This window comes from Curtobacterium sp. NPDC086286, assembly GCF_044746255.1.
Taxonomy (GTDB): domain Bacteria; phylum Actinomycetota; class Actinomycetes; order Actinomycetales; family Microbacteriaceae; genus Curtobacterium.
This window is the reverse complement of the sequence record NZ_JBIVBW010000001.1, coordinates 354,822-375,007: the sequence shown is the minus strand read 5'-3', so window position 1 is coordinate 375,007 and position 20,186 is coordinate 354,822. Positions and strand designations below refer to the sequence as shown.

At 71.3% G+C, this 20,186-nt stretch carries 17 protein-coding genes; 11 read left to right on the top strand and 6 right to left on the bottom strand.

Annotation, left to right across the window (positions count from 1 at the left end; all coding sequences use genetic code 11):
* Window positions 1-121: 121 nt before the first annotated feature.
* From ACIPKM_RS01825 to ACIPKM_RS01815, 3 genes are all read right to left on the bottom strand, one after another.
* A complete protein-coding gene (locus tag ACIPKM_RS01825) occupies window positions 122-1,036 on the bottom strand; it encodes a metallophosphoesterase (protein ID WP_402736046.1) in 915 nt (304 codons plus the stop codon).
* Window positions 1,037-1,139: 103 nt separating this feature from the next.
* Window positions 1,140-1,481 carry an L-rhamnose mutarotase gene (locus tag ACIPKM_RS01820; protein WP_402736045.1) on the bottom strand — a complete coding sequence of 114 codons (342 nt, stop codon included), beginning with the start codon at window positions 1,479-1,481 and terminating at the stop codon, window positions 1,140-1,142.
* Between the two features lie 56 nt (window positions 1,482-1,537).
* Complete coding sequence (locus ACIPKM_RS01815; RefSeq protein WP_402736044.1) at window positions 1,538-2,899, bottom strand: MFS transporter; 1,362 nt, start codon at window positions 2,897-2,899, stop codon at window positions 1,538-1,540.
* Between the two features lie 123 nt (window positions 2,900-3,022).
* Between ACIPKM_RS01815 and ACIPKM_RS01810 the strand changes: the two genes are divergently transcribed.
* From ACIPKM_RS01810 to ACIPKM_RS01765, 10 genes are all read left to right on the top strand, one after another.
* Window positions 3,023-4,033 carry a LacI family DNA-binding transcriptional regulator gene (locus ACIPKM_RS01810; RefSeq protein WP_071295613.1) on the top strand — a complete coding sequence of 337 codons (1,011 nt, stop codon included), beginning with the start codon at window positions 3,023-3,025 and terminating at the stop codon, window positions 4,031-4,033.
* 347 nt (window positions 4,034-4,380) lie between these two features.
* The gene (locus tag ACIPKM_RS01805) at window positions 4,381-5,475 is read left to right on the top strand and encodes a LacI family DNA-binding transcriptional regulator (RefSeq protein WP_071295612.1); all 1,095 of its coding nucleotides are present in this window, start codon (window positions 4,381-4,383) and stop codon (window positions 5,473-5,475) included.
* A gap of 493 nt (window positions 5,476-5,968) precedes the next feature.
* Window positions 5,969-7,291: an ABC transporter substrate-binding protein gene (locus tag ACIPKM_RS01800; RefSeq protein WP_070418239.1), complete on the top strand. Its 1,323-nt coding sequence runs from the start codon at window positions 5,969-5,971 to the stop codon at window positions 7,289-7,291.
* Between the two features lie 79 nt (window positions 7,292-7,370).
* Complete coding sequence (locus ACIPKM_RS01795; RefSeq protein ID WP_083295454.1) at window positions 7,371-8,225, top strand: carbohydrate ABC transporter permease; 855 nt, start codon at window positions 7,371-7,373, stop codon at window positions 8,223-8,225.
* 92 nt (window positions 8,226-8,317) lie between these two features.
* Window positions 8,318-9,121, top strand: coding sequence for a carbohydrate ABC transporter permease (locus ACIPKM_RS01790; protein WP_071295632.1), 804 nt, complete (start codon window positions 8,318-8,320; stop codon window positions 9,119-9,121).
* A 121-nt stretch (window positions 9,122-9,242) separates the two neighbouring features.
* On the top strand, window positions 9,243-11,558 hold the full coding sequence (locus ACIPKM_RS01785) for a family 78 glycoside hydrolase catalytic domain (RefSeq protein WP_402736043.1): 2,316 nt from the start codon (window positions 9,243-9,245) through the stop codon (window positions 11,556-11,558).
* 210 nt (window positions 11,559-11,768) lie between these two features.
* Window positions 11,769-12,938, top strand: a complete 1,170-nt coding sequence (rhaI, locus tag ACIPKM_RS01780; RefSeq protein ID WP_402736042.1) for an L-rhamnose isomerase — start codon at window positions 11,769-11,771, stop codon at window positions 12,936-12,938.
* A 5-nt stretch (window positions 12,939-12,943) separates the two neighbouring features.
* Window positions 12,944-15,031 (top strand): bifunctional aldolase/short-chain dehydrogenase, encoded by a 2,088-nt coding sequence (locus ACIPKM_RS01775; protein ID WP_402736041.1) that lies wholly within the window; start codon window positions 12,944-12,946, stop codon window positions 15,029-15,031.
* A 22-nt stretch (window positions 15,032-15,053) separates the two neighbouring features.
* Window positions 15,054-16,529, top strand: a complete 1,476-nt coding sequence (locus ACIPKM_RS01770; RefSeq protein WP_402736040.1) for a rhamnulokinase family protein — start codon at window positions 15,054-15,056, stop codon at window positions 16,527-16,529.
* Window positions 16,530-16,657: 128 nt separating this feature from the next.
* Window positions 16,658-17,851, top strand: coding sequence for an alpha-hydroxy acid oxidase (locus tag ACIPKM_RS01765; protein ID WP_309780466.1), 1,194 nt, complete (start codon window positions 16,658-16,660; stop codon window positions 17,849-17,851).
* 152 nt (window positions 17,852-18,003) lie between these two features.
* Here ACIPKM_RS01765 and ACIPKM_RS01760 read toward each other — a convergent pair whose 3' ends face one another.
* Entirely contained in the window at window positions 18,004-18,537 is a 534-nt protein-coding gene (locus ACIPKM_RS01760) for a hypothetical protein (RefSeq protein ID WP_402736039.1), read from the bottom strand.
* A gap of 51 nt (window positions 18,538-18,588) precedes the next feature.
* Here ACIPKM_RS01760 and ACIPKM_RS01755 point away from each other — a divergent pair, with 51 nt between their 5' ends.
* Window positions 18,589-18,792: a hypothetical protein gene (locus ACIPKM_RS01755; protein ID WP_402736038.1), complete on the top strand. Its 204-nt coding sequence runs from the start codon at window positions 18,589-18,591 to the stop codon at window positions 18,790-18,792.
* Window positions 18,793-18,848: 56 nt separating this feature from the next.
* On the opposite strand, the gene ACIPKM_RS01750 is transcribed toward ACIPKM_RS01755, so the two are convergent.
* Window positions 18,849-19,637, bottom strand: a complete 789-nt coding sequence (locus ACIPKM_RS01750; protein WP_402736037.1) for a hypothetical protein — start codon at window positions 19,635-19,637, stop codon at window positions 18,849-18,851.
* On the bottom strand, window positions 19,627-20,166 hold the full coding sequence (locus ACIPKM_RS01745) for an RNA polymerase sigma factor (RefSeq protein ID WP_092386613.1): 540 nt from the start codon (window positions 20,164-20,166) through the stop codon (window positions 19,627-19,629). Before ACIPKM_RS01745 ends, ACIPKM_RS01750 begins: the two co-directional genes overlap by 11 nt.
* Between the last annotated feature and the right edge of the window lie 20 nt (window positions 20,167-20,186).

Below are 20,186 nucleotides of genomic sequence, written 5' to 3'. Positions count from 1 at the left end.
CACCGGCCTACTCGGAGTTCCCGACTGCAACCCGAACGCGCGGGGTACCGGCGTCCGCACACGACGGACGGGAGGGACGGTGCGGGCCCGCACCGTCCCTCCCGTCCGACGAACGGCGCGTCTACTGCCCGGTGGACGCCTCGATGACGCGCGCCACGGTGTCCGCGTCGAGCGCGAACGCGAGCGGATCGGAGTCCGGTCGCGGCACGCGGACCGGGGTCGACCAGACCGAGCCGTCCTCGGCGACGTCGACGACGAGCGCTCCGGAGTCGACGTACGCGGACTCCTCGTCGTAGGCGCCGGTGACGTCGGTGTCGTTCGCGACACCGGGCGCGACGAGCACGGGCACGCCCGCGAGGGTCCCGGCGAAGTGGTGGTGGTAGTGCCCCGCGAGCACGACCCGGACGTCGGAGCCGCGGATCGCGTCGGCGAGCGCCTCCGGGTTGCGGAGTCGCAGGGCCTCGTGCAGCGCGGTCGGTGCCGGCAGCGGCGGGTGGTGCAGCACGACGACGGTGCCGTGCGGCGCGTGGTCGCCGGCGAGCGCGGCGCGGAGTCGTTCGAGCGACGCCTCGGCGATCTCGCCGTAGCCGACCCCGGGGACGCTCGTGTCGACCGTGACGATCCGCCGCCCCGCGACGAGGGACTGCCCCCAGACCGGCACGGTCGGCGGGTGGTACTCCATGGTGTGCATGAGCGGCCGGCCGCCCTCGCCGAGGACGTGGCCGTTCGCGAGGACCTGTCGGAACCCCTCGCGGAGGTCGTGGTTGCCCGGGACGGTGACGAGCGCCGCACCGTGGCGTTCCGCCCAGCCGCCGACGCGCTCGAGCACCGCGGCGTACGACTCCGGGGAGCCGTCCTCGGAGACGTCGCCGGACACCACCACGAGCCCGATCCCCGGGACGCCGTCGACCCGGGCGAGCACACCCTCGAGCGCGGCGGTCGTGTCGACGGACCCCTGGTGCAGGGCACCGTCGCCCGTGAGGTGGGTGTCGGACAGGTGGAGGACGCGGAGGGTCCCGGCTGCGGGCTGCTGCATGGCCCCACGGTAGCGAGGGCGCCTTGCAGTCCCCGGTGCCCCGCGGGCGTCGTCCGGTGAGCAGGAATGGTCGGGTCCGTCGACGGGACCCGACCATTCCTGCTCACGATGCGCCCGACGCGAGCTGGTCCTCGAGGTTGAAGACCTCCGGCAGCACGCGCGCCGTCTGGTCCGCCCGCCCGGTCGCGCCGTCGAACAGGTCCTGCATGTGTGCCTCCCACGCGGCGGCCACCTCGGACGCGGCGAGCGACGCGTCGGCATCCGCCACCGAGTCCGTCTCGTAGTACCCGATGAGCAGGCCGTCGTCGTCGAGGAACAGCGAGTAGTTCCGACGTCCCGCGGCCGCGATCGCCCGCAGCATCGCCGGCCAGACCGCCGCGTGCCGCTCGCGGTAGGCGTCGAGGTGCTCGGTCCCCACCTGCAGGCGGAAGCAGACGCGGGTCACGTGATCCGCGCCTCCAGTGCCATCCGGGAGGCGCGCATCACGCTGGTCCGCGTCGCTCACCGTGGCGTCCGCTCGTCTCGCGCACCCCGCAGCGTCTGTTGACGCGCGGCGTGCTCCTCGGGCGTGCGGACCGTGCCGGTCGCGCTGGTGACGGTGCCGTAGCGTTCGGCCTCGATCTCCTCGAGGGTCTTGCCCTGCGTCCGCGGCGCCCAGATCGTCCCGACCAGGAACGACAGCGCGAGCAGGCCGAGGATGAGCCCGCCGAGTGCACGGAGCCCGATGTCGGAGAGCAGGAGCGGGAACCAGATGCTCAGCAGCCCGACCATGACCCGCGCGGCGAGGAACAGGACGCCCTGCGCGCTCGCCCGGTACCGGGTGGCGAACAGCTCGCTCGTCCAGAGCCCGTAGAACGCCTGCGCGCCGATGCCCGACGAGATGCCCCACGCGATCGCGAAGAACAGCAGCGTGCCGAGGTTCGCGGGCGCGTAGATGAGGACGGCCCAGGCGACGACCGCGAGCGCGGCGCCGATCGCGTAGAGCAGCCTCCGGCTCATCCGGTCGGCGAAGCGCATGAACCCGAAGTACGTCGCGGCGACGGTGCAGCCCCACACGAGGATCTGCAGCCCGTACTGCTCGGTGACGCTCGTCACGCCGGTGGCGGAGTAGACGCGGGGCTGGAAGATGCCAGCCTGCCCGGCCACGGTGTTCCAGAGCGCGTAGACGCCGAACAGGAACAGCATCGCGCTGAGGTTCTTGCGGCGGCTGAACAGCTGGGTGAAGCCGTGGAAGAAGTTCGCGGAGCCGGTGGCCGCGCGCTCGTCCTTCCAGATCGTGGACTCGGGCAGGCCGCGTCGCAGCCACCACACGATCGCGGCGACGACGAACAGGTGCGCGAAGATCAGACGGCTGCCGAGGAGCCCGAGCGGCGCGGCGGCGATGGCCAGGGCGAAGCCGACCATGGGGCCGATCGACCAGGCGAGCTGCGCGGTGCCGACGTGGGCAGCGCGCTTGTCGGCCGGGGCCTGCTCGGCGATGTAGGTCCAGCTCGCGGGGACGCCCGCACCGACCGCGATGCCGGTGAGGATGAACCCGACGAGGAGCATGCCGTAGCTGCCGGCGAACACCGCGAGCAGGATCCCGAGCATGTAGAGCAGCAGGTCGTAGGTGTAGATGAACTTCCGGCCGTAGCGGTCGCACAGGGGTCCGCCGATGATGGCACCGGCCGCTGCGCCGAACGCGTTCGCGGACAGGCTGGCGAGGAGCCCGACCTGCAGGTCCCCGACGTGGAACTGCGCCTGCCAGAGGCTGAGGCTCGTGGCGATCGCGATGATCGACCCCGACTCGATGTAGTTCGACATGGCGACCGAGATCGTCGCCTTCCAGCCCGTGGTGTTGCGGGCTCCGATACGGACCGCCATTGGTCCTCCGTTCGCGTGTTCGTCAGTGAATCGTTTCAACGGTGCTGCGGAGACGGTACTCGTCGTTCGGCCGGAGGGCAAGTCGCTCCACCGGAACGCCCGCCCCGATGCCAGGATGACCCCATGGCAGTGAGCGTTCGGGACGTCGCAGCGCTCGCCGGCGTGTCACTCGGCACCGTCTCGAACGTGCTGAACCGTCCCGACAAGGTGGCACCGGGGACCGTCGAACGCGTGCAGTCCGCGATCGCCGAACTCGGGTTCGTCCGCAACGACTCCGCCCGCCAGCTCCGCGCCGGCCGCAGCTCGACCGTCGGGCTCATCGTGCTCGACGGCGGCAACCCGTTCTTCACCGACGTCGCGCGCGGCGCCGAGGACGCGGCCATGCAGAAGGGCCTGGCCGTCCTCGTCGGGAACTCCGACGAGTCGGTCGACCGCGAGCACACCTACGTCGACCTCTTCGAGGAGCGACGCGTCGCCGGACTCCTCATCTCCCCCGCCGGGGACGACCTCGGCCGCCTCGAGCGCCTGCGCGACCAGGGCACCGCCGTGGTCCTCGTGGACCGCCGTGCCGACGACGAGCACTTCGCGTCCGTCTCCGTCGACGACGTCGCCGGAGGCCGCATCGCCGTCGCACACCTCACCGCGATCGGACGCCGGCGGATCGCCTTCGTCGGCGGCCCGTTCGGCATCCGGCAGGTCACCGACCGCCACTCCGGCGCGGTCGCCGCGGCCGAGGCGGCGGGTGCGGCGCTCGAGGTGATCCCGACCACGTCGCTCTCCGTCCTCGAGGGTCGGCGCGTCGGCGAGGAGATCCAGGCCCGCCCGGCCGCCGACCGCCCGGACGCGGTGTTCGCGGCGAACGACCTGCTCGCCGTCGGCCTCGAACAGGCGTTCATCATGCGCGGGTCGATCCGGGTGCCGGAGGAGATCGCGATCGTCGGGTACGACGACATCGCGTTCGCCGAGGCCGCGGTCGTCCCGCTCACCTCGGTGCGGCAGCCGGCGCAGGACCTCGGGCGGCGGGCGATCGAGCTGCTGCTCGCCCAGGTGGACCAGGGGCAGGGCACGGACCAGCTGCACGTTGAGTTCACGCCCGAGCTCGTCGTGCGGCAGTCCACCGTCGCCGAGCGCTGAGGCGCGCTGGGCGCTTTGCGCTTCGCCGCGCGCCCGTGATCGTGCCGCCGGAGCGACAGGACACAGGAAGGCCCCGGCATCCGTGCCGGCAGAGCGACAGACCCCTGGCAACCGTTCGCGGCACACCATCGCGTTCGCGGACCGGGCGGCGAGCCGCGTCGGACGGGAGGCGCGGGTCGGCGCCGCACCGCGCCTCCCGTCACGGCCGTCGCCCCGCTGGCGCGGTGCGCCGGAACCGGCTGGTGGGGCCCACCTCCTGTCCGGCGGACGGCCGGGAGGGCGCGCCGGTCCGCCGGCCTGTCCGGCGGATGGCCGGGAGGGCGCGCCGGTCCGCCTACGATCGGAGCATGGTGCATGTCCCCCGGCGCGACGGACCGCCGAGCGTGCACCACGTCGCCGCTCGGGCGGGTGTCTCGCTCGCGACGGTCTCGAACGTGCTGAACCACCCGGAACGCGTGGCCGACGCGACCGCAGCGCGGGTCCGTGCCGCGATCACCGACCTCGGGTACACGCCGAACCGCAACGCGCGGGCACTCGCCTCGGGGACCACGCGGGCGATCGGGCTCGTCGTGATGTCCCTCCGCAACTCCCTGTTCAGCGACATGGTGAACGGTGCGCAGCTCGCCGCGCGTGAGCGTGGGCTGACCCTGCTCATCACGAGCAGCGAGGACGACCTGCAGGCGCAGGGCGAGCACCTCGCGTTCCTCGAGAGCGCACGCGTGTCGGGGATCCTGCTCGCCCCGATGACCCAGTCCCGCGAGCAGGTCGAGACCACGCGGCGGCACGGGCGACCGGTGGTCTACGTGAACTTCGAGCCGACCGAGGTCGATGCGTGCTCGGTGGTGGTGGACAACGAGCAAGCGGCCTTCCTCGCGACGGAGCACCTCATCGAACGCGGCTGCCGACGCATCGGGTTCGTCAGCGCCCGCGCGGAGCTGCAGCCCGTCGAACGTCGGCGGGCGGGGGTGCTCCGTGCGGTCGCCGCTCACCCCGAGGTCACGCTCGTCGACATCGACGCGGGAGACATCGACCCTCCCGGCGGGACCGACGCCGGTGCACGCATCGCCGCCATGCCGGTGGAGGAGCGGCCGGACGGCATCCTCGGCGTGACGGACCTGCTGGCCATGGCGGTCGTGTCCGAACTGCGCGCGGCGGGGATCCGGGTGCCGGAGGACATCCCGGTGTCGGGCTGCGACCACAACTCGGTCGCGTGGGGCGGTGCCGTGCCGCTGACGTCGGTGACGATGCACGGGTCGGAGATGGGCGCGGCGGCGGTCGAGCTCATGCTGGCCGAGCTCGACGAGGACCCCGCGGAGCACGTGCACCGGACGGTCGTGCTCGGGAGCGAGCTCGTGCCGCGCGAGAGCACCCTCGGGCGGGCGGGGGCGGCCGAGGCGGCTGCCCGGACGGCGCCGAGCGACCCGAGGCGCACCGAGGCCTGAGGGGCCGCGCGCGGCGCTCGGCGTTCCCGAGTCTCACCTCGGCGGACACTTTCGCGGGCGCGGAGCCGCGAAAGTGTCCGCCGAGGCGAGTCTCGCGCGGTGGCCCGCGCGCGAAACGTCGCGACCGCCCACCCGCCCCGCTCCGCCAAAGCGACAGTTCACAGGACGGCTCCGCGCTCGACCCCGCCGAAGCGACACATTCCCACGCGGGTTCGGCGGCACGGTGTCGCTTTGCCGCCAGCGCAGCCGCGCCCGCCCCGCCCGCCCAGCGCACCCCGCCCGCCGGGGCCGCCCCGCGCCTCCCGGCTCCCGCGGCCGGCGGGACCGCGCACTTGCGTAACGAATCAGGATCGGTGATTGACACGCTTCAATCCGCATGGTTCCATTCCGATTGAAACGTTCTAAACAGCACCACCGGGAACCGCATCGGCGCGGTGACCGGGTCCGTTTCACCCGGGTTCCCCCAGTCCCGGGCCTTACGAGGAGGTAAGGAATGTCAGCTCGTCCCCTGACCACCAGGTTGCTCGCCATCGGCGGCGCCGCGGTCCTCATCGGCAGCCTGGCCGCGTGCTCGTCGGGCGGCTCCGCCGACACCGGCAGCGGCGGCGGCAAGGTCACGATCACGTACCTCGCCGACAACGCCGAGGCCACCGCCGCCACCGCGAAGCCGCTCATCGCCGCGTTCGAGAAGGCGAACCCCGACATCACCGTCAAGTTCGACACGAAGCCGCAGGGCACCGACGGCGACAACCTGGTGAAGACCCGGCTGTCGACCGGCGAGATGGCCGACGTCTTCAACTACAACTCCGGCTCGCTCATGCAGGCGCTCAACCCGGACAACACCCTCGTCGACCTCTCGAAGGAGAGCTGGGCGAAGGACGTCGACCCGCAGTTCACCAAGGTCGTCAGCACCGACAAGGGCATGTACGGCGCACCGTTCGGCACCAGCTTCGGCGGCGCCGTCCTCTACAACAAGAAGGTCTACGCGGACCTCGGCCTGAGCGTCCCGACCACGTGGGCGGACTTCATCAGCAACAGCGAGAAGATCAAGGACGCCGGCATCGCGCCGATCATCCAGACCTACGGCGACACCTGGACCAGCCAGCTGTTCGTCCTCGGTGACTTCGCGAACATCACCGCGCAGCAGAAGAACTGGGCGACGCAGTACACGAAGCACAAGGAGTCCTACGCGGAGCAGCCGGCACTGGCCGGGTTCCAGCACCTCCAGGAGGGCAAGGACAAGGACCTCTACAACGAGGACTACGCGTCCGCCACGCAGGCGAACGGCCTGAAGATGCTCGCCGAGGGCAAGGGCGCCCAGTACCCGATGCTGACCAACGCGATCTCGGCGATCCAGCAGGACTCGCCCGACGCGGTGAACGACATCGGAGCCTTCGCCCTCCCGGCGGAGAACGCGGACGACACGAACCTCACCATCTGGGAGCCGAACGGCCTCTACATCCCGAAGACGACCACGGGTGACAAGCTCGCGGCCGCCAAGAAGTTCGTCGCCTTCGCGAACTCGTCCGAGGGCTGCAAGGTGCAGAACGACACCGGCACCCCCGGTGGCCCGTACGTCATCTCGACCTGCACCCTGCCCGACTCCGTCCCGCCGATGATCGGCGACCTGCAGAAGTACCTCGACGACGGCAAGGCGAGCCCGGCACTCGAGTTCCTCTCTCCGATCAAGGGCCCGAACCTCGAGAAGATCTGCGTGCAGGTCGGCTCGGGCATCACGAACGCCGCGAAGGGCGCTGACCAGTACGACGACGACGTCGTCCAGCAGGCCCAGCAGCTCGGCATCAAGGGCTGGTGATCCGGTGACCGCGACCCTCACGACGGCGGTGGCCCCGCCGCAGACCACGAAGGCAGGCCCCGGGCCGGCACGGCGCCGCATGCGCTCGTTCTACCCGGCCTGGTTCTTCATCCCGGCGATCGCGCTCTACGTCGTGTTCTTCGCGGTCCCGACCTTCGCGGGGTTCTACTTCTCGCTCACCCGCTGGACGCTGTTCGACCAGACCTTCATCGGCTTCGACAACTTCGTCCGGTTCTTCCAGGACCCGCAGCTCGTCTCCGGGTTCGTGCACACGTTCGAGTACGGGTTCGTGACGAGCGCGGCGAAGGTGGTCCTCGGACTCGCCCTCGCCCTGCTCCTCACGAGCCCCGTGCTCGGGCGCGGGTACCTCCGAGCGGTGGTGTTCTTCCCCGTGCTGGTGTCGACCATCGGCATCGGCATCACGTTCAAGGCGCTGATGGACCCCTTCCACGGGATCATCAACGGCGCCCTCGGGGCGGTCGGCCTCCCCACTCCGGGGTGGCTGACCGACCCGGCCCTCGCCCTCTGGAGCGTCGCCGCGGTGGACGTCTGGAAGGGCGTCGGCATCGCGACGCTCATCTTCATCGCCGGCATCGTGGCGATCCCGCAGGAGTACTTCGAGGCCGCCCGGGTCGACGGCGCCAGCGCGTGGACGATCTTCAAGAACATCACGCTGCCGCTGTCCCGCCCGGCGATGGGGACGGTCATCATCCTGTCGCTCATCGGCGGCCTGCGGTCGTTCGACCTCATCTGGGCGATGACCGGCGGCGGACCCGGCTTCACGAGCGACGTCATCGCGAGCGTGATCTACAAGCAGTACCAGGCCGGGTTCTACGGGCTGTCGACCGCCGGCAACGTCGTGTTGTTCATCGTGGTGACGGCGATCATGGTCCCGATCTCCTGGCTCATCAACCGCAAGGAGGCGGACCTGTGACCGCGATCACCACCAGCCGACGTGCCGGCGCCGGCGCCGCGAAGACGCCCACCCCGCGCCGACGGAGCCCGCACACCGCACGCAAGTGGGTCATCGGCATCGTCGCGATCGTCGTCAGCTTCGTGGTCTTCCTCGTGCCGTTCGTCTTCGTCCTGCTGCAGGCCGCGAAGAGCCCGGCCGAGGCCAACCAGCTCGGCTTCAGCCTGCCGACCCAGTGGCAGCTGTGGCAGAACCTCGTGGCGGTCATGCAGACCGGCGACGGCGGGATCCTGCGCTCGTTCCTGAACAGCGCCGTGCTCACCGTGGGGAGCGTCATCATCATGGTGGTGTTCTCCGCGATGGTCGGCTACGTCCTGCAACGGCGGCCGAGCAAGTGGAACGGCCTGATCAACTTCTTCGTCCTGGCCGGCCTCATCGTCCCGCCCGCGATCGTCCCGACGATCTGGGTGCTGCAGGGGCTCAACCTGTTCAAGACCATGGGCGGGATGATCCTCATCGAGGCGACCTTCGGCCTCTCGTTCTGCATCCTGCTCTTCCGGGCGTTCGTCGCGACGATCCCCAAGGAGCTCGACGAGGCAGCCGTCCTCGACGGCGCCGGTCCGATCCGCCTGTTCTTCGGGGTCGTCCTGCCGCTGCTCAAGCCGGTCATCATCACGGTCGTGCTCGTGCAGTCCGTGACCGTGTTCAACGACTTCACGAACCCGCTGTACTTCCTGCCGGGTTCCGAGAACGCGACGGTGCAGCAGACGCTGTACACGTTCCAGAGCCAGTCGGTCAGCCAGCTGAACCTGCTGTTCACGGACGTGCTGCTCATCACGATCCCGCCGCTGATCCTCTACATCTTCTTCAACCGTCAGATCGTCGCCGGCATGACGAGCGGCGCCGTCAAGGGCTGACGCCCGATCCACGGCCTGGAGGCGCGACCCGCCTCCACCACCCCGCCCCCGCGGGCGGGTGGCCGGGCCCACGACCCCCGCACCGGTCGACGACGACCGGTCGCGTGAAAGGACACACCACATGACCGCCTGGACAGCACCGTTCATCGCCAGCGACGCCGACCTCGGGAGCGCACCGATCCTGCGCCGGGAGTTCACCCTCGACGACGGCCACGGCGCCGTGACGAGCGCGACCCTCGACGTCAGCGCCCTCGGCGTCGTCGAGGCCTGGCTCGGCGGGCAGCGCGTCTCCGACCACCTGCTCGAGCCGGGGTGGACGAGCTACGAGTGGCGCGTCCGCGTCGTCTCGCACGACGTCACGGCACACCTCGCCGGTGCCGAGCCGGGCGGCGCCGCCGTCCTCGCGCTCGTCCTCGGCAAGGGCTGGGCCGCCGGACGCCTCGCCTGGGGCGGCGGTGGCGGCTGGTACGCCGACGAGGTCGCCGGGTTCGCCGAACTCCGCGTCACCTTCGCCGACGGCCACGAGCAGCTCGTCGCGACCGACACCGACTGGCAGGCGCTGTCGAGTGCGATCACGGCCGACCAGCTCTACGACGGCGAGGACGTCGACGCCCGCCTGCGCGACGGCTCCTTCCTCACGCCCGGTGACGTGACGGTGCCGAGCGTGGACGGACACGAGGGCCGCACGAGCACGGTGCACACGGTGGACCTCGGGGAGCGCGAGCTCGTCGCCGACACCGTGCCGCCCGTCCGACCGCTCGCCGAGATCGCCCCGGTCGAGGTCTGGACGAGCCCCGGCGGCGCCACGCTGGTCGACTTCGGCGTGAACCTCGTCGGCTGGATCCGGGTGACCGCGTCCGGCCCGGCGGGGACGGTCCTGACCCTGCAGCACGCCGAGGTCCTCGAGCACGACGAGCTCGGCACGCGCCCCCTGCGCACCGCGAAGGCCACCGACCACTTCACCCTCAGCGGGGACGGCCAGGACGTCTTCGAGCCGCGCTTCACGTTCCACGGCTTCCGGTACGCCCAGGTCGACGGGTGGCCCGGCACGCTCGACGAGCTCCGCACCGCCCTCACCGCGGTGCAGGTCGGGTCGGACCTCCCCCGCACCGGCACGTTCGAGTCGAGCCACGAGCTGCTGAACACCTTCCACGACAACGTGGTGCGGGGCATGCAGGGCAACTTCCTCAGCGTGCCGACCGACTGCCCGCAGCGCGACGAACGACTCGGGTGGACCGGCGACATCGCGGCGTTCGCGCCGACGGCCTCGTACCTCTTCGACACGCGGGCGTTCCTCGGCGACTGGCTCCGCGACGTGTGGCTCGAGCAGCAGCACGCCGACGGCATCATCCCCTTCGTCGTGCCGGACGTGCTGAAGTACTCCCCCGCCGAGGACTTCGGCAAGCCCGACGCCACCGCAGTCTGGTCGGACGCCGGGGTGTGGGTGCCCTGGACGCTCTACCAGGCGTACGGCGACACCGCGGTACTCGAGGAGCAGTTCCCGTCCATGGCCGCGCACCTCCGGCGGATCCGCGACCACCTCTCCCCCGAGGACCTGTGGGACACCGTGTTCCAGTTCGGCGACTGGCTGGACCCGGACGCCCCGCCGGAGGACCCCGCGGCGGCGAAGGCCGACAAGGGCGTCGTCGCGACGATCTGCGCGTACCGGTCCGCCACCATCGCGGCGGACGCGGCCGAGCTGTTGGGCGGCCACGAGGCGGAGGCGAGCGAGTTCCGGGAACTCGCGTCGCGCCTCCAGGCCGGCTTCCGGACCCACTACCTGCAGGACGACGGTCGGATCCTGTCCGACTGCACGACCGTGTACACCCTCGCGATCGTGTTCGGGATCCTGTCCGAGGCGGAGCGGGCCACGGCCGGCGACCGTCTGGCGGAGCTCGTCGAGCAGTCCGGGTACCGGATCTCGACGGGCTTCGCCGGGACGCCGTTCATCACGGATGCGCTGACGCAGACCGGACACCTCGAGGACGCGTACCGGCTGCTGCTGCAGACCGAGTGCCCGTCGTGGCTGTACCCGGTGACGATGGGCGCGACGACGGTGTGGGAGCGGTGGGACTCGATGCTGCCGGACGGCACGATCAACCCGGGCCAGATGACGTCGTTCAACCACTACGCGCTCGGTGCCGTGGCGGACTGGATGCACCGCGTGGTCGGGGGTCTCGCGCCGTTGACGCCCGGGTACGAGTCGGTGCTCGTGGCGCCGCAGCCCGGAGGCGGTCTCACGTGGGCGTCGACCTCGCTCGACACCGTGCACGGGCACGTCGCCGTGCGGTGGGAGCTCGCCGACGGGGAGCTGCTCGTGCGGGTGACCGTGCCCGAGGGCGTCACCGCGGTGGTGCGGCTGCCCGATGCCGCGGAGCAGCGCGTGTCGGGAGGCACGCACGAGCTGCGCGCGCCGGCCGCGGTCCCCGCGGGGTAGCGGCGGCCGCGGGGCGGCGGCGGCGGCTTGCGGGGCGTCGCTCCGCCCCGTGTCGAACCACGTTCCCGACGTCGAACCAGCCTCACCGCCCGGTTCGATGTCGGAAACGTGGTTCGTCGCCCACACCGGCTCGCGCCCACCCCGGCTTGCGCGAACCCCGCGCAGCACGTACCGTATGAAACGATTCAATCGACACGAGGAAGTGACACGATGACATCAGCGAGCTTCAGCTCCGTCGCCGGCCAGCTGGCCCGGCAGGCGATCGAGCTCCCGAGCTGGGCGTTCGGCAACTCCGGCACCCGCTTCAAGGTGTTCGGGACCCCCGGCACCCCGCGCGACCCCTACGAGAAGATCGCCGACGCCGCCCAGGTCCACCGGTACACCGGGCTCGCACCGACCGTCGCGCTCCACATCCCGTGGGACCTCGTCGACGACTTCGCCGACCTGAAGCGCCACGCGGAGGAGCACGGCGTCTCCCTCGGCACCGTCAACTCGAACACCTTCCAGGACGACGACTACAAGTTCGGCGCCCTGACCCACGTCGACGAGACGATCCGGCAGAAGGCCATCGACCACCACCTGCGCTGCATCGACGTGATGGACGCCACGGGTTCCCGCGACCTGAAGATCTGGCTCGCCGAGGGCTCGAACTACCCCGGCCAGGAGGACATGCGCTCCCGCCAGGACCGCCTCCACGACTCGCTGACCACGATCTACGACCGACTCGGCCCGGACCAGCGCCTCGTGCTCGAGTACAAGTTCTTCGAGCCGTCGTTCTACCACACGGACGTCCCGGACTGGGGCACGAGCTACGTGCAGACGGCGGCGCTCGGCGAGAAGGCCATGGTCTGCCTCGACACCGGCCACCACGCCCCCGGCACGAACATCGAGTTCATCGTCATGCAGCTCCTCCGCCTCGGCAAGCTCGGCAGCTTCGACTTCAACTCGCGCTTCTACGCCGACGACGACCTCATCGTGGGCGCCGCCGACCCGTTCCAGCTGTTCCGCATACTCGTCGAGGTCATCCGCGGCGGCGGCTACGACAACCCCGACGTCGCGTTCATGCTCGACCAGTGCCACAACATCGAGGACAAGATCCCCGGGCAGATCCGCTCGGTGCTCAACGTCCAGGAGATGACGGCCCGAGCACTGCTGCTCGACCGCGTCGCACTGACCGCCGCACAGGAGGCGCACGACGTCCTCGGCGCGAACGAGATCTTCATGGACGCATACCAGACCGACGTCCGCGCCGACCTCGCCGCGTGGCGCGAATCCCGCGGGCTCCCCGCGAACCCGATGCGCGCCTACCTCGACTCCGGTTACCAGCGGCAGATCGCCGAGGACCGGGTCGGCGGCGTCCAGGCCGGCTGGGGCGCGTAGACATCATGACAAGCACAGGACTGGAGGCCCGGGTGGACCCCGCAACGCACGGCACCGACGCAGACACGACGATCAGTGCGCTCGTCGCACGTTCGAACGCGCTCGGCTCGGATCCGCGGATCACGAACTACGCGGGCGGCAACACCTCCGCCAAGGGCATCGACACCGACCCGGTCACGGGCGAACCGGTGGAGCTGCTCTGGGTGAAGGGCTCCGGGGGTGACCTCGGCACCCTCACGCCGGCGGGCCTCGCAGTCCTGCGCGTCGACCGGGTCCGCGCACTACAGGACGTCTACCCCGGCGTGGAGCGCGAGGACGAGATGGTCGCCGCGTTCGACCACACCCTGTTCGGTCGCGGTGGGGCGGCACCCTCCATCGACACCGCGATGCACGCCCTCGTCGACGCCGCGCACGTCGACCACCTGCACCCCGACGCCGGCATCGCCATCGCGACCGCCGCCGACGGCCCGGCCCTGACCGAGCAGGTCTTCGGCGACAAGGTGGTCTGGGTGCCGTGGCGCCGACCGGGGTTCCAACTCGGGCTCGACATCGCGGCGGTCAAGCGGGACCACCCCGCGGCGATCGGCACGATCCTCGGCGGCCACGGCATCACCGCCTGGGGCGACACCAGCGACGAGGCCGAGGCGAACTCCCGCTGGATCATCGACACGGCAGAGGCCTTCATCGCCGAACACGGGAAGGACCAGCCGTTCGGCCCCGTCCGCCCCGGCTTCGAGGCGCTCCCGACGGACGAACGCCGCGCGCGCGCCGCCGCCCTCGCCCCGACGATCCGGGGCATCGCCGGCCACGACAAGCCCGTCGTCGGCAGCTTCACCGACAGCCCGGTGGTGCTCGACTTCCTCGCGTCGTCACGGGCAGAGGAGCTCGCGGCCCTCGGGACGAGCTGCCCGGACCACTTCCTCCGCACCAAGGTGAAGCCGCTCATCCTCGACCTGCCCGCCACGGCATCGGTCGAGGAGCGGACCGCCCGCCTGCACGAGCTCCACGAGCAGTACCGCGTCGACTACCAGGCCTACTACGACCGGCACGCCGACGAGACGAGCCCGGCGATCCGCGGCGCCGATCCGCTCATCGTGCTCGTCCCAGGCATCGGCATGTTCTCCTACGGCAAGGACGCCCAGACCGCCCGCGTCGCCGGCGAGTTCTACGTGAACGCCATCAACGTCATGCGCGGCGCGGAGTCCCTCAGCACGTACGCCCCCATCGACGAGGCCGAGAAGTTCCGCATCGAGTACTGGGCCCTCGAGGAGGCGAAGCTCCAACGGATGCCCGCACCGAAGAAGCTCGCCACGCGCATCGCCCTCGTCACCGGAGCCGCGAGCGGCATCGGCAAGGCCATCGCGAAGCGCCTGGCGGCCGAGGGCACCGCGGTCGTCATCGCGGACCTCGACCTCGCCAAGGCGCAGGAGGCCGCCGCCGAGATCGGGAACACCGACACGGCGATCGGCGTCGCCGCGAACGTGACGGACGCCGGCGCGATCGACCACGCGATCGAGCAGACGCTCCTGCACTTCGGCGGCCTCGACCTCGTCGTGAACAACGCCGGGCTGAGCCTCAGCAAGAGCCTGCTCGAGACCACCGAGCAGGACTGGGACCTGCAGCACGACGTCATGGCGAAGGGCTCGTTCCTGGTGTCGAAGGCGGCCGCGAAGGTCCTCATCGAGCAGGGCCTCGGCGGTGACATCGTGTACATCTCGTCGAAGAACTCGGTGTTCGCCGGCCCGAACAACATCGCCTACTCGGCGACCAAGGCCGACCAGGCGCACCAGGTCCGGCTGCTGGCGGCCGAACTCGGTGAGCACGGGGTGCGCGTCAACGGCATCAACCCCGACGGTGTCGTCCGCGGCTCGGGCATCTTCGCGTCCGGCTGGGGTGCGAACCGGGCGAAAACGTACGGCATCGAGGAGCAGGACCTCGGCAAGTTCTACGCCCAGCGCACGATCCTCAAGCGCGAGGTCGTGCCCGAGAACGTCGCCAACGCCGTCTACGCCATCTGCACCGACGACTTCTCGCACACGACCGGCCTGCACGTCCCCGTGGACGCCGGTGTCGCGGCAGCGTTCCTGCGCTGATGTCCGGGACAGAGGGAGCAGCGTGACGAACAGCGGCAGCGTCGCCGCGGTCGACCTCGGCGCCACGAGCGGGCGGGTGATCGTCGGCCACGTCGACACCGACGGCGTCCGGATGGAGCACGTCGCCCGGTTCCCCAACGGCCCGGTCGCGCTCCACGAGGGCGACCACGACGCCCTGCACTGGGACGTCGTCGAGCTGTACCGGCAGGTCACCGCGGGCCTCGGCGACGCCTTCGCCCGGACGCCGGACATCGCCAGCATCGGCATCGACTCGTGGGCGGTCGACTACGGGCTGCTCCGTGGCGGGCGGCTGCTCGGGCTGCCGTCCCACTACCGCGACGCACGACACGAGGGCGGCGTCGCGACCGTGCACGAGCGGCTCTCCGCCGCCGAGCTGTACGCCCGGAACGGCCTGCAGCACCTGCCGTTCAACACCCTGTTCCAGTTCGCCGCCGACCCGTCCCTGCAGCTCGCGCAACGGGCGCTGCTCGTGCCCGACCTGCTCGGCTACTGGCTGACCGGCGTCGAGGCGGCCGAGCGCACGAACGCCTCGACGACCGGGGTCCTGAACGCGACCACCCGCGGGTGGGACCCGGCGTTGCGGGCTGCTGCGCGCCTCCCGAGCGGACTCCTGCCCACCCTGCGCGACCCGGGCCACCGACTCGGTCCCCTGCTGCCCGCCGTCGCCGAGGCGGTCGGCGGCACCGCGCCGGTCACGCTCGTCGGCTCCCACGACACGGCCTCGGCCGTGGTGGCGGTACCGGCCACCGACCCGGACTTCGCGTACATCTCGTCCGGCACCTGGTCGCTCGTCGGCGTCGAGCTCGACGCACCCGTCCTGTCGGACGCGGCTCGCGAGGCCAACTGCACCAACGAGGGCGGCGTCGACGGACGCGTCCGGTTCCTGAAGAACGTGTCCGGGCTGTGGCTGCTCTCCGAGAGCGTGCGCACCTGGGAGCGCGGTGGCGAGCGCGTCGACCTGGAGGCGCTGCTCGCCTCCGCAGCGGACGTCACCGCCCCGGTCCCCGTCTTCGACGTCGCGGACGACACGTTCACCGCGCCGGGTGACATGCCGGAACGGATCGCCGCCTGGTGCGGTGCACACGGACTCGCCGCCCCGGCGTCGCGGGCCGAGACCGTGCGGTCGATCCTCGAGTCGCTCGCCTCGGCGTACGCCTCGACCCTCGAGACGATCGTTGCCGTCACGGGCCGAGACGTCCGACAGGTGCACGTCGTCGGCGGAGGATCGCAGAACCGGCTCCTCTGCCAGCTCACCGCCGACCGCACCGGGCTCCCCGTGCTCGCCGGACCGGTCGAGGCGACCGCGCTCGGCAACGTCCTCGTGCAGGCGCGGGCCGTCGGGCTCGGCGGCCTCGGTGGCGCCTCACTCGAGGCCCTGCGCTCGACGATCGCCCGTTCCGTCGAACCCGTGCGCTACACCCCGCGAGCCGATCACTCCACCCACCGATCCACCCCGAGACGTAGGATGTCTGTATGACCTCGACCGACGACCAGCACCGCGTCGACCCCGCGACGGGCGCTCCGGCAGCGACCCCCGGGGCGCCGTCGGCCCGGCGTACTCCGATCAAGCGGCAGCTGCCGACCGTGCGCGACCTCGCGCCGCTCATGCAGTTCAAGAAGCCGTCGCTGCCGGGTCGGCGACAGCGTCTCGAGTCGGCGCTGACGATCTGGGACCTGCGCGACATCGCCGCCCGGCGCACGCCGAAGGCCGCGTTCGACTACACCGAGGGCGCCGCCGAGGCCGAGATCTCCCTCGCCCGTGCCCGCCAGGCGTTCGAGGACATCGAGTTCACCCCCGCGATCCTGCGCGACGTCTCGAAGGTCGACACGTCGCGCGACGTGCTCGGTGCGCCCGTCGCCCGCCCGTTCGGCATCGCCCCGACCGGCTTCACGCGCATGATGCAGACCGAGGGCGAGCGCGCCGGAGCCCGGGCAGCGGGCCGCGCCGGCATCCCGTTCTCGCTCTCCACGATGGGGACCACCGCGATCGAGGACGTCCGCGACGCCAACCCGTCGGGCCGCAACTGGTTCCAGCTCTACATGTGGAAGGACCGCGAGAAGTCGATGGCGCTCGTCTCCCGCGCCGAGAAGGCCGGGTTCGACACGCTGCTCGTCACCGTGGACGTGCCCGTCGCCGGTGCTCGGCTGCGGGACAAGCGCAACGGGTTCTCCATCCCGCCGCAGCTGAGCGCCCGCACCGTGCTGAACGCGATCCCGCGGCCCTGGTGGTGGTTCGACTTCCTCACCACCGAGCCGTTGGCGTTCGCGTCGCTCGACCGCTGGTCCGGCACCGTCGGCGAGCTCCTCGACCACATGTTCGACCCGACCGTCACCTACGAGGACCTCGAGTGGATCCGGTCGCAGTGGAAGGGGAAGGTCGTCGTCAAGGGCGTGCAGTCACTGGCGGACGCGAAGCGCCTCGCTGACATGGGCGTCGACGGGATCACGCTGTCGAACCACGGCGGCCGGCAGCTCGACCGCGCTCCCGTCCCGTTCCACCTGCTCCCCTCCGTCGTCCGCGAGGTCGGCAAGGACACCGAGGTGCACCTCGACACGGGCATCATGTCCGGCGCCGACATCGTCGCCGCGGTGGCCCTCGGCGCGAAGTTCACGATGGTCGGTCGGGCGTACCTGTACGGCCTGATGGCGGGTGGCGAGGCCGGGGTCGACCGGATGATCCAGATCCTGTCCGAGCAGATCGAGCGGACGATGCGGCTGCTCGGGGTGGCATCGCTCGACGAGCTCGAGCCGGGGCACGTGACGCAGTTGCAGCGGTTGACGCCGGTCGCGCGGGGCTGACCGGCGCGGCGGTCACGCCGGCGGTCCGACGTGGCCGACCTGGCCGACGTGGCCGACGCGGGTGTTGAACCACGAATCCGACGTCGAACCAGGCAGCGCCGCTGGTTCGACGTCGGATTCCTGGTTCGGCGCGGACGAGGCGGCGGCGGGGGTCAGCGGGGGTCGGGCGAGCGGCGGCGCACGACGAGGGTGCCGATGCCCTGGACGACGAAGTACGCGCCACCGCCGACCAGGACGATCGTCCGGATCACGGTGAGGACCGACATGCTCCCGAGCCCGAGCGTGCCGACGGCGAGCGCGATGAAGATCCCGCCCATCACGATCAGGATGACCGGGTTCGGGGCGACGAAGAAGCGTCGGCCGCCGTTCGCGTCGGCGATCGCACGGTCGCGGGCACGGGCGACGGCGCCGGGCGCGCGGCCTTCACTTCGGTCGCGGCGACGTTGTCGAGCGCGCAGCAGCAGCCACGTCGTCACACCGACGGCGATGGCTCCCGCCCACACGACCCATTCGGGCGCTTGGACGAAGCCGAGCACCCAGGACGTGACGAGGCCGACGCCCGCGCCGACCGCCGCCGCAGTCGTAACCCGGTCGGTCCGGCCGTCGATGGCGGTGACGTAGCCCGGGCGCCGGGCGTACGGGTCGTGCTCCGGCTCGGTCTGGTCAGCTGATCGTTCGTTCCCCACGCTCCGACCGTACCGAGATCGTGACCCGATGGACCGCTCGGAGGTGGGGCGGTGACCATCACGCCCGCGTCGACCGGCGACCCGGTGCTGCTCGGGCGGCCGACCCCGCAGGGCGAGCACTTCACGGTCGCCGGGCGCTTCGACCTGCCCGACGACCTGCCGGTGGGCGACGCCGTCCTCGACGTGAGCAGCCACGACGGCGACGGGTCCGGGGCGAGCCTGCCGGTGACGATCAGCGCGGACGGCGCCAGGTGACCGAGGAGCGCCGGTGGAAGTGCGTGTCGTGGTTCCAGTGCCCGGTCACCTCCGTCTCACCGCCACGTCTGCTGGACCAGCACCTCGAGCAGCCCGTCCGTGGGCGTGTTGGTCTGCGTGACCGAGATCCACGTGTCCCCCCGGACGAAGAACGTGTGGGTGGTCTCCAGCGGGTCGCCGTGGTAGTCCGACGACTCGCTGTGCTGACAGGCCCGCCCACCGAGCCGATCGGTGCACGACCAACCCGCCTGCTCGTGTGCGCTGAGTCGCTCGTCGAGGGCCCCTTCCGCGGTCGACCCGATCGCGAGGAAGAGGTTGTCCGATTCTTCCGGGCTCCCGGTCTGGGACCACCGGCAGACGAGGGCCGCGTCGGCGACGAACGGCTCGTCCGGGTCGACCCAGTAGTCCGATCCGACTCCGCCGGGTGCGACGGGTCGGATCTGCTCGACCTTCCGCTGGCCGAACAGCCGCGCGGAATCGGCTGACGGCACTGCCGCGGCGCACGAGTCCGGGATCGATGCCGCGACACCACCGGACGTCGGTGAGGACGGCCGGGTGGTCGGGCGGATGGGAGCCGACGAGGCCGTCCGGTCCGGCCGGGGCTCGGCCGCGGGACTCGAAGCGCTCGGAGCCGGCGGCGCGGCGATCGGACTCGGGATCATCCCGAGCGCGACCGCTCCACTCGCGGTGCCGACACCGAGCAGCGCCACGATCGCGACGGCGATCCCGACACGCTTGCGGACGGAGACCCGACGGGGTTCGGCGTCGAGGTGTGCGACGAAGCGCTGGCGCATGCCGACGATCATCTGCTGCAGGTCGTCTCCGACGGGAGGTTCAGAGCTCATCGTGCGTCACCGCCTTCTTGATCCGGGCCCGCGATCGCGCGACCCGCTGTCTGACCGCTCCGACGCTCAACCCGAGCGCAGTCGCGGCTTCGGCGTACGAACGGCCGTCGATGAGGCACAGCTCGCACACCTGCCGGTCGATCGGCGAGAGCGCGTCGATCTCGGCTCTGACCCAGCGCAGCCGGTCGCGGGCGTCGTCGTCCTCGACCGGTGCCGGCAGGTCGTCCGGCAGTTCGTCGCCCCGGTGCCGCTGGTGCGTGCGCCGGAGGTTCGCCGCGTGGTTGCGGCTGACCACCAGCAACCACGGCAGGATCGACTCGTCGGGGAGCTCGATGGAAGCCGCCCGTCGCCAGAGCGTCACGAACGTGTCCTGGACGACCTCCTCGACGTCCTGGCGCGACGGGACGAGCGCCCAGGCGTACCGGGTCACCGTCGCCACGTAGCGGTCGAAGAGCGCGACGCCCGCTGCCCGGTCGCCGTTCCCCGCCGCCCGGACCAGTGCTGTGTCCGGTTCTCGTGATCGGTCCATGACCACCCCCTTCACACCAG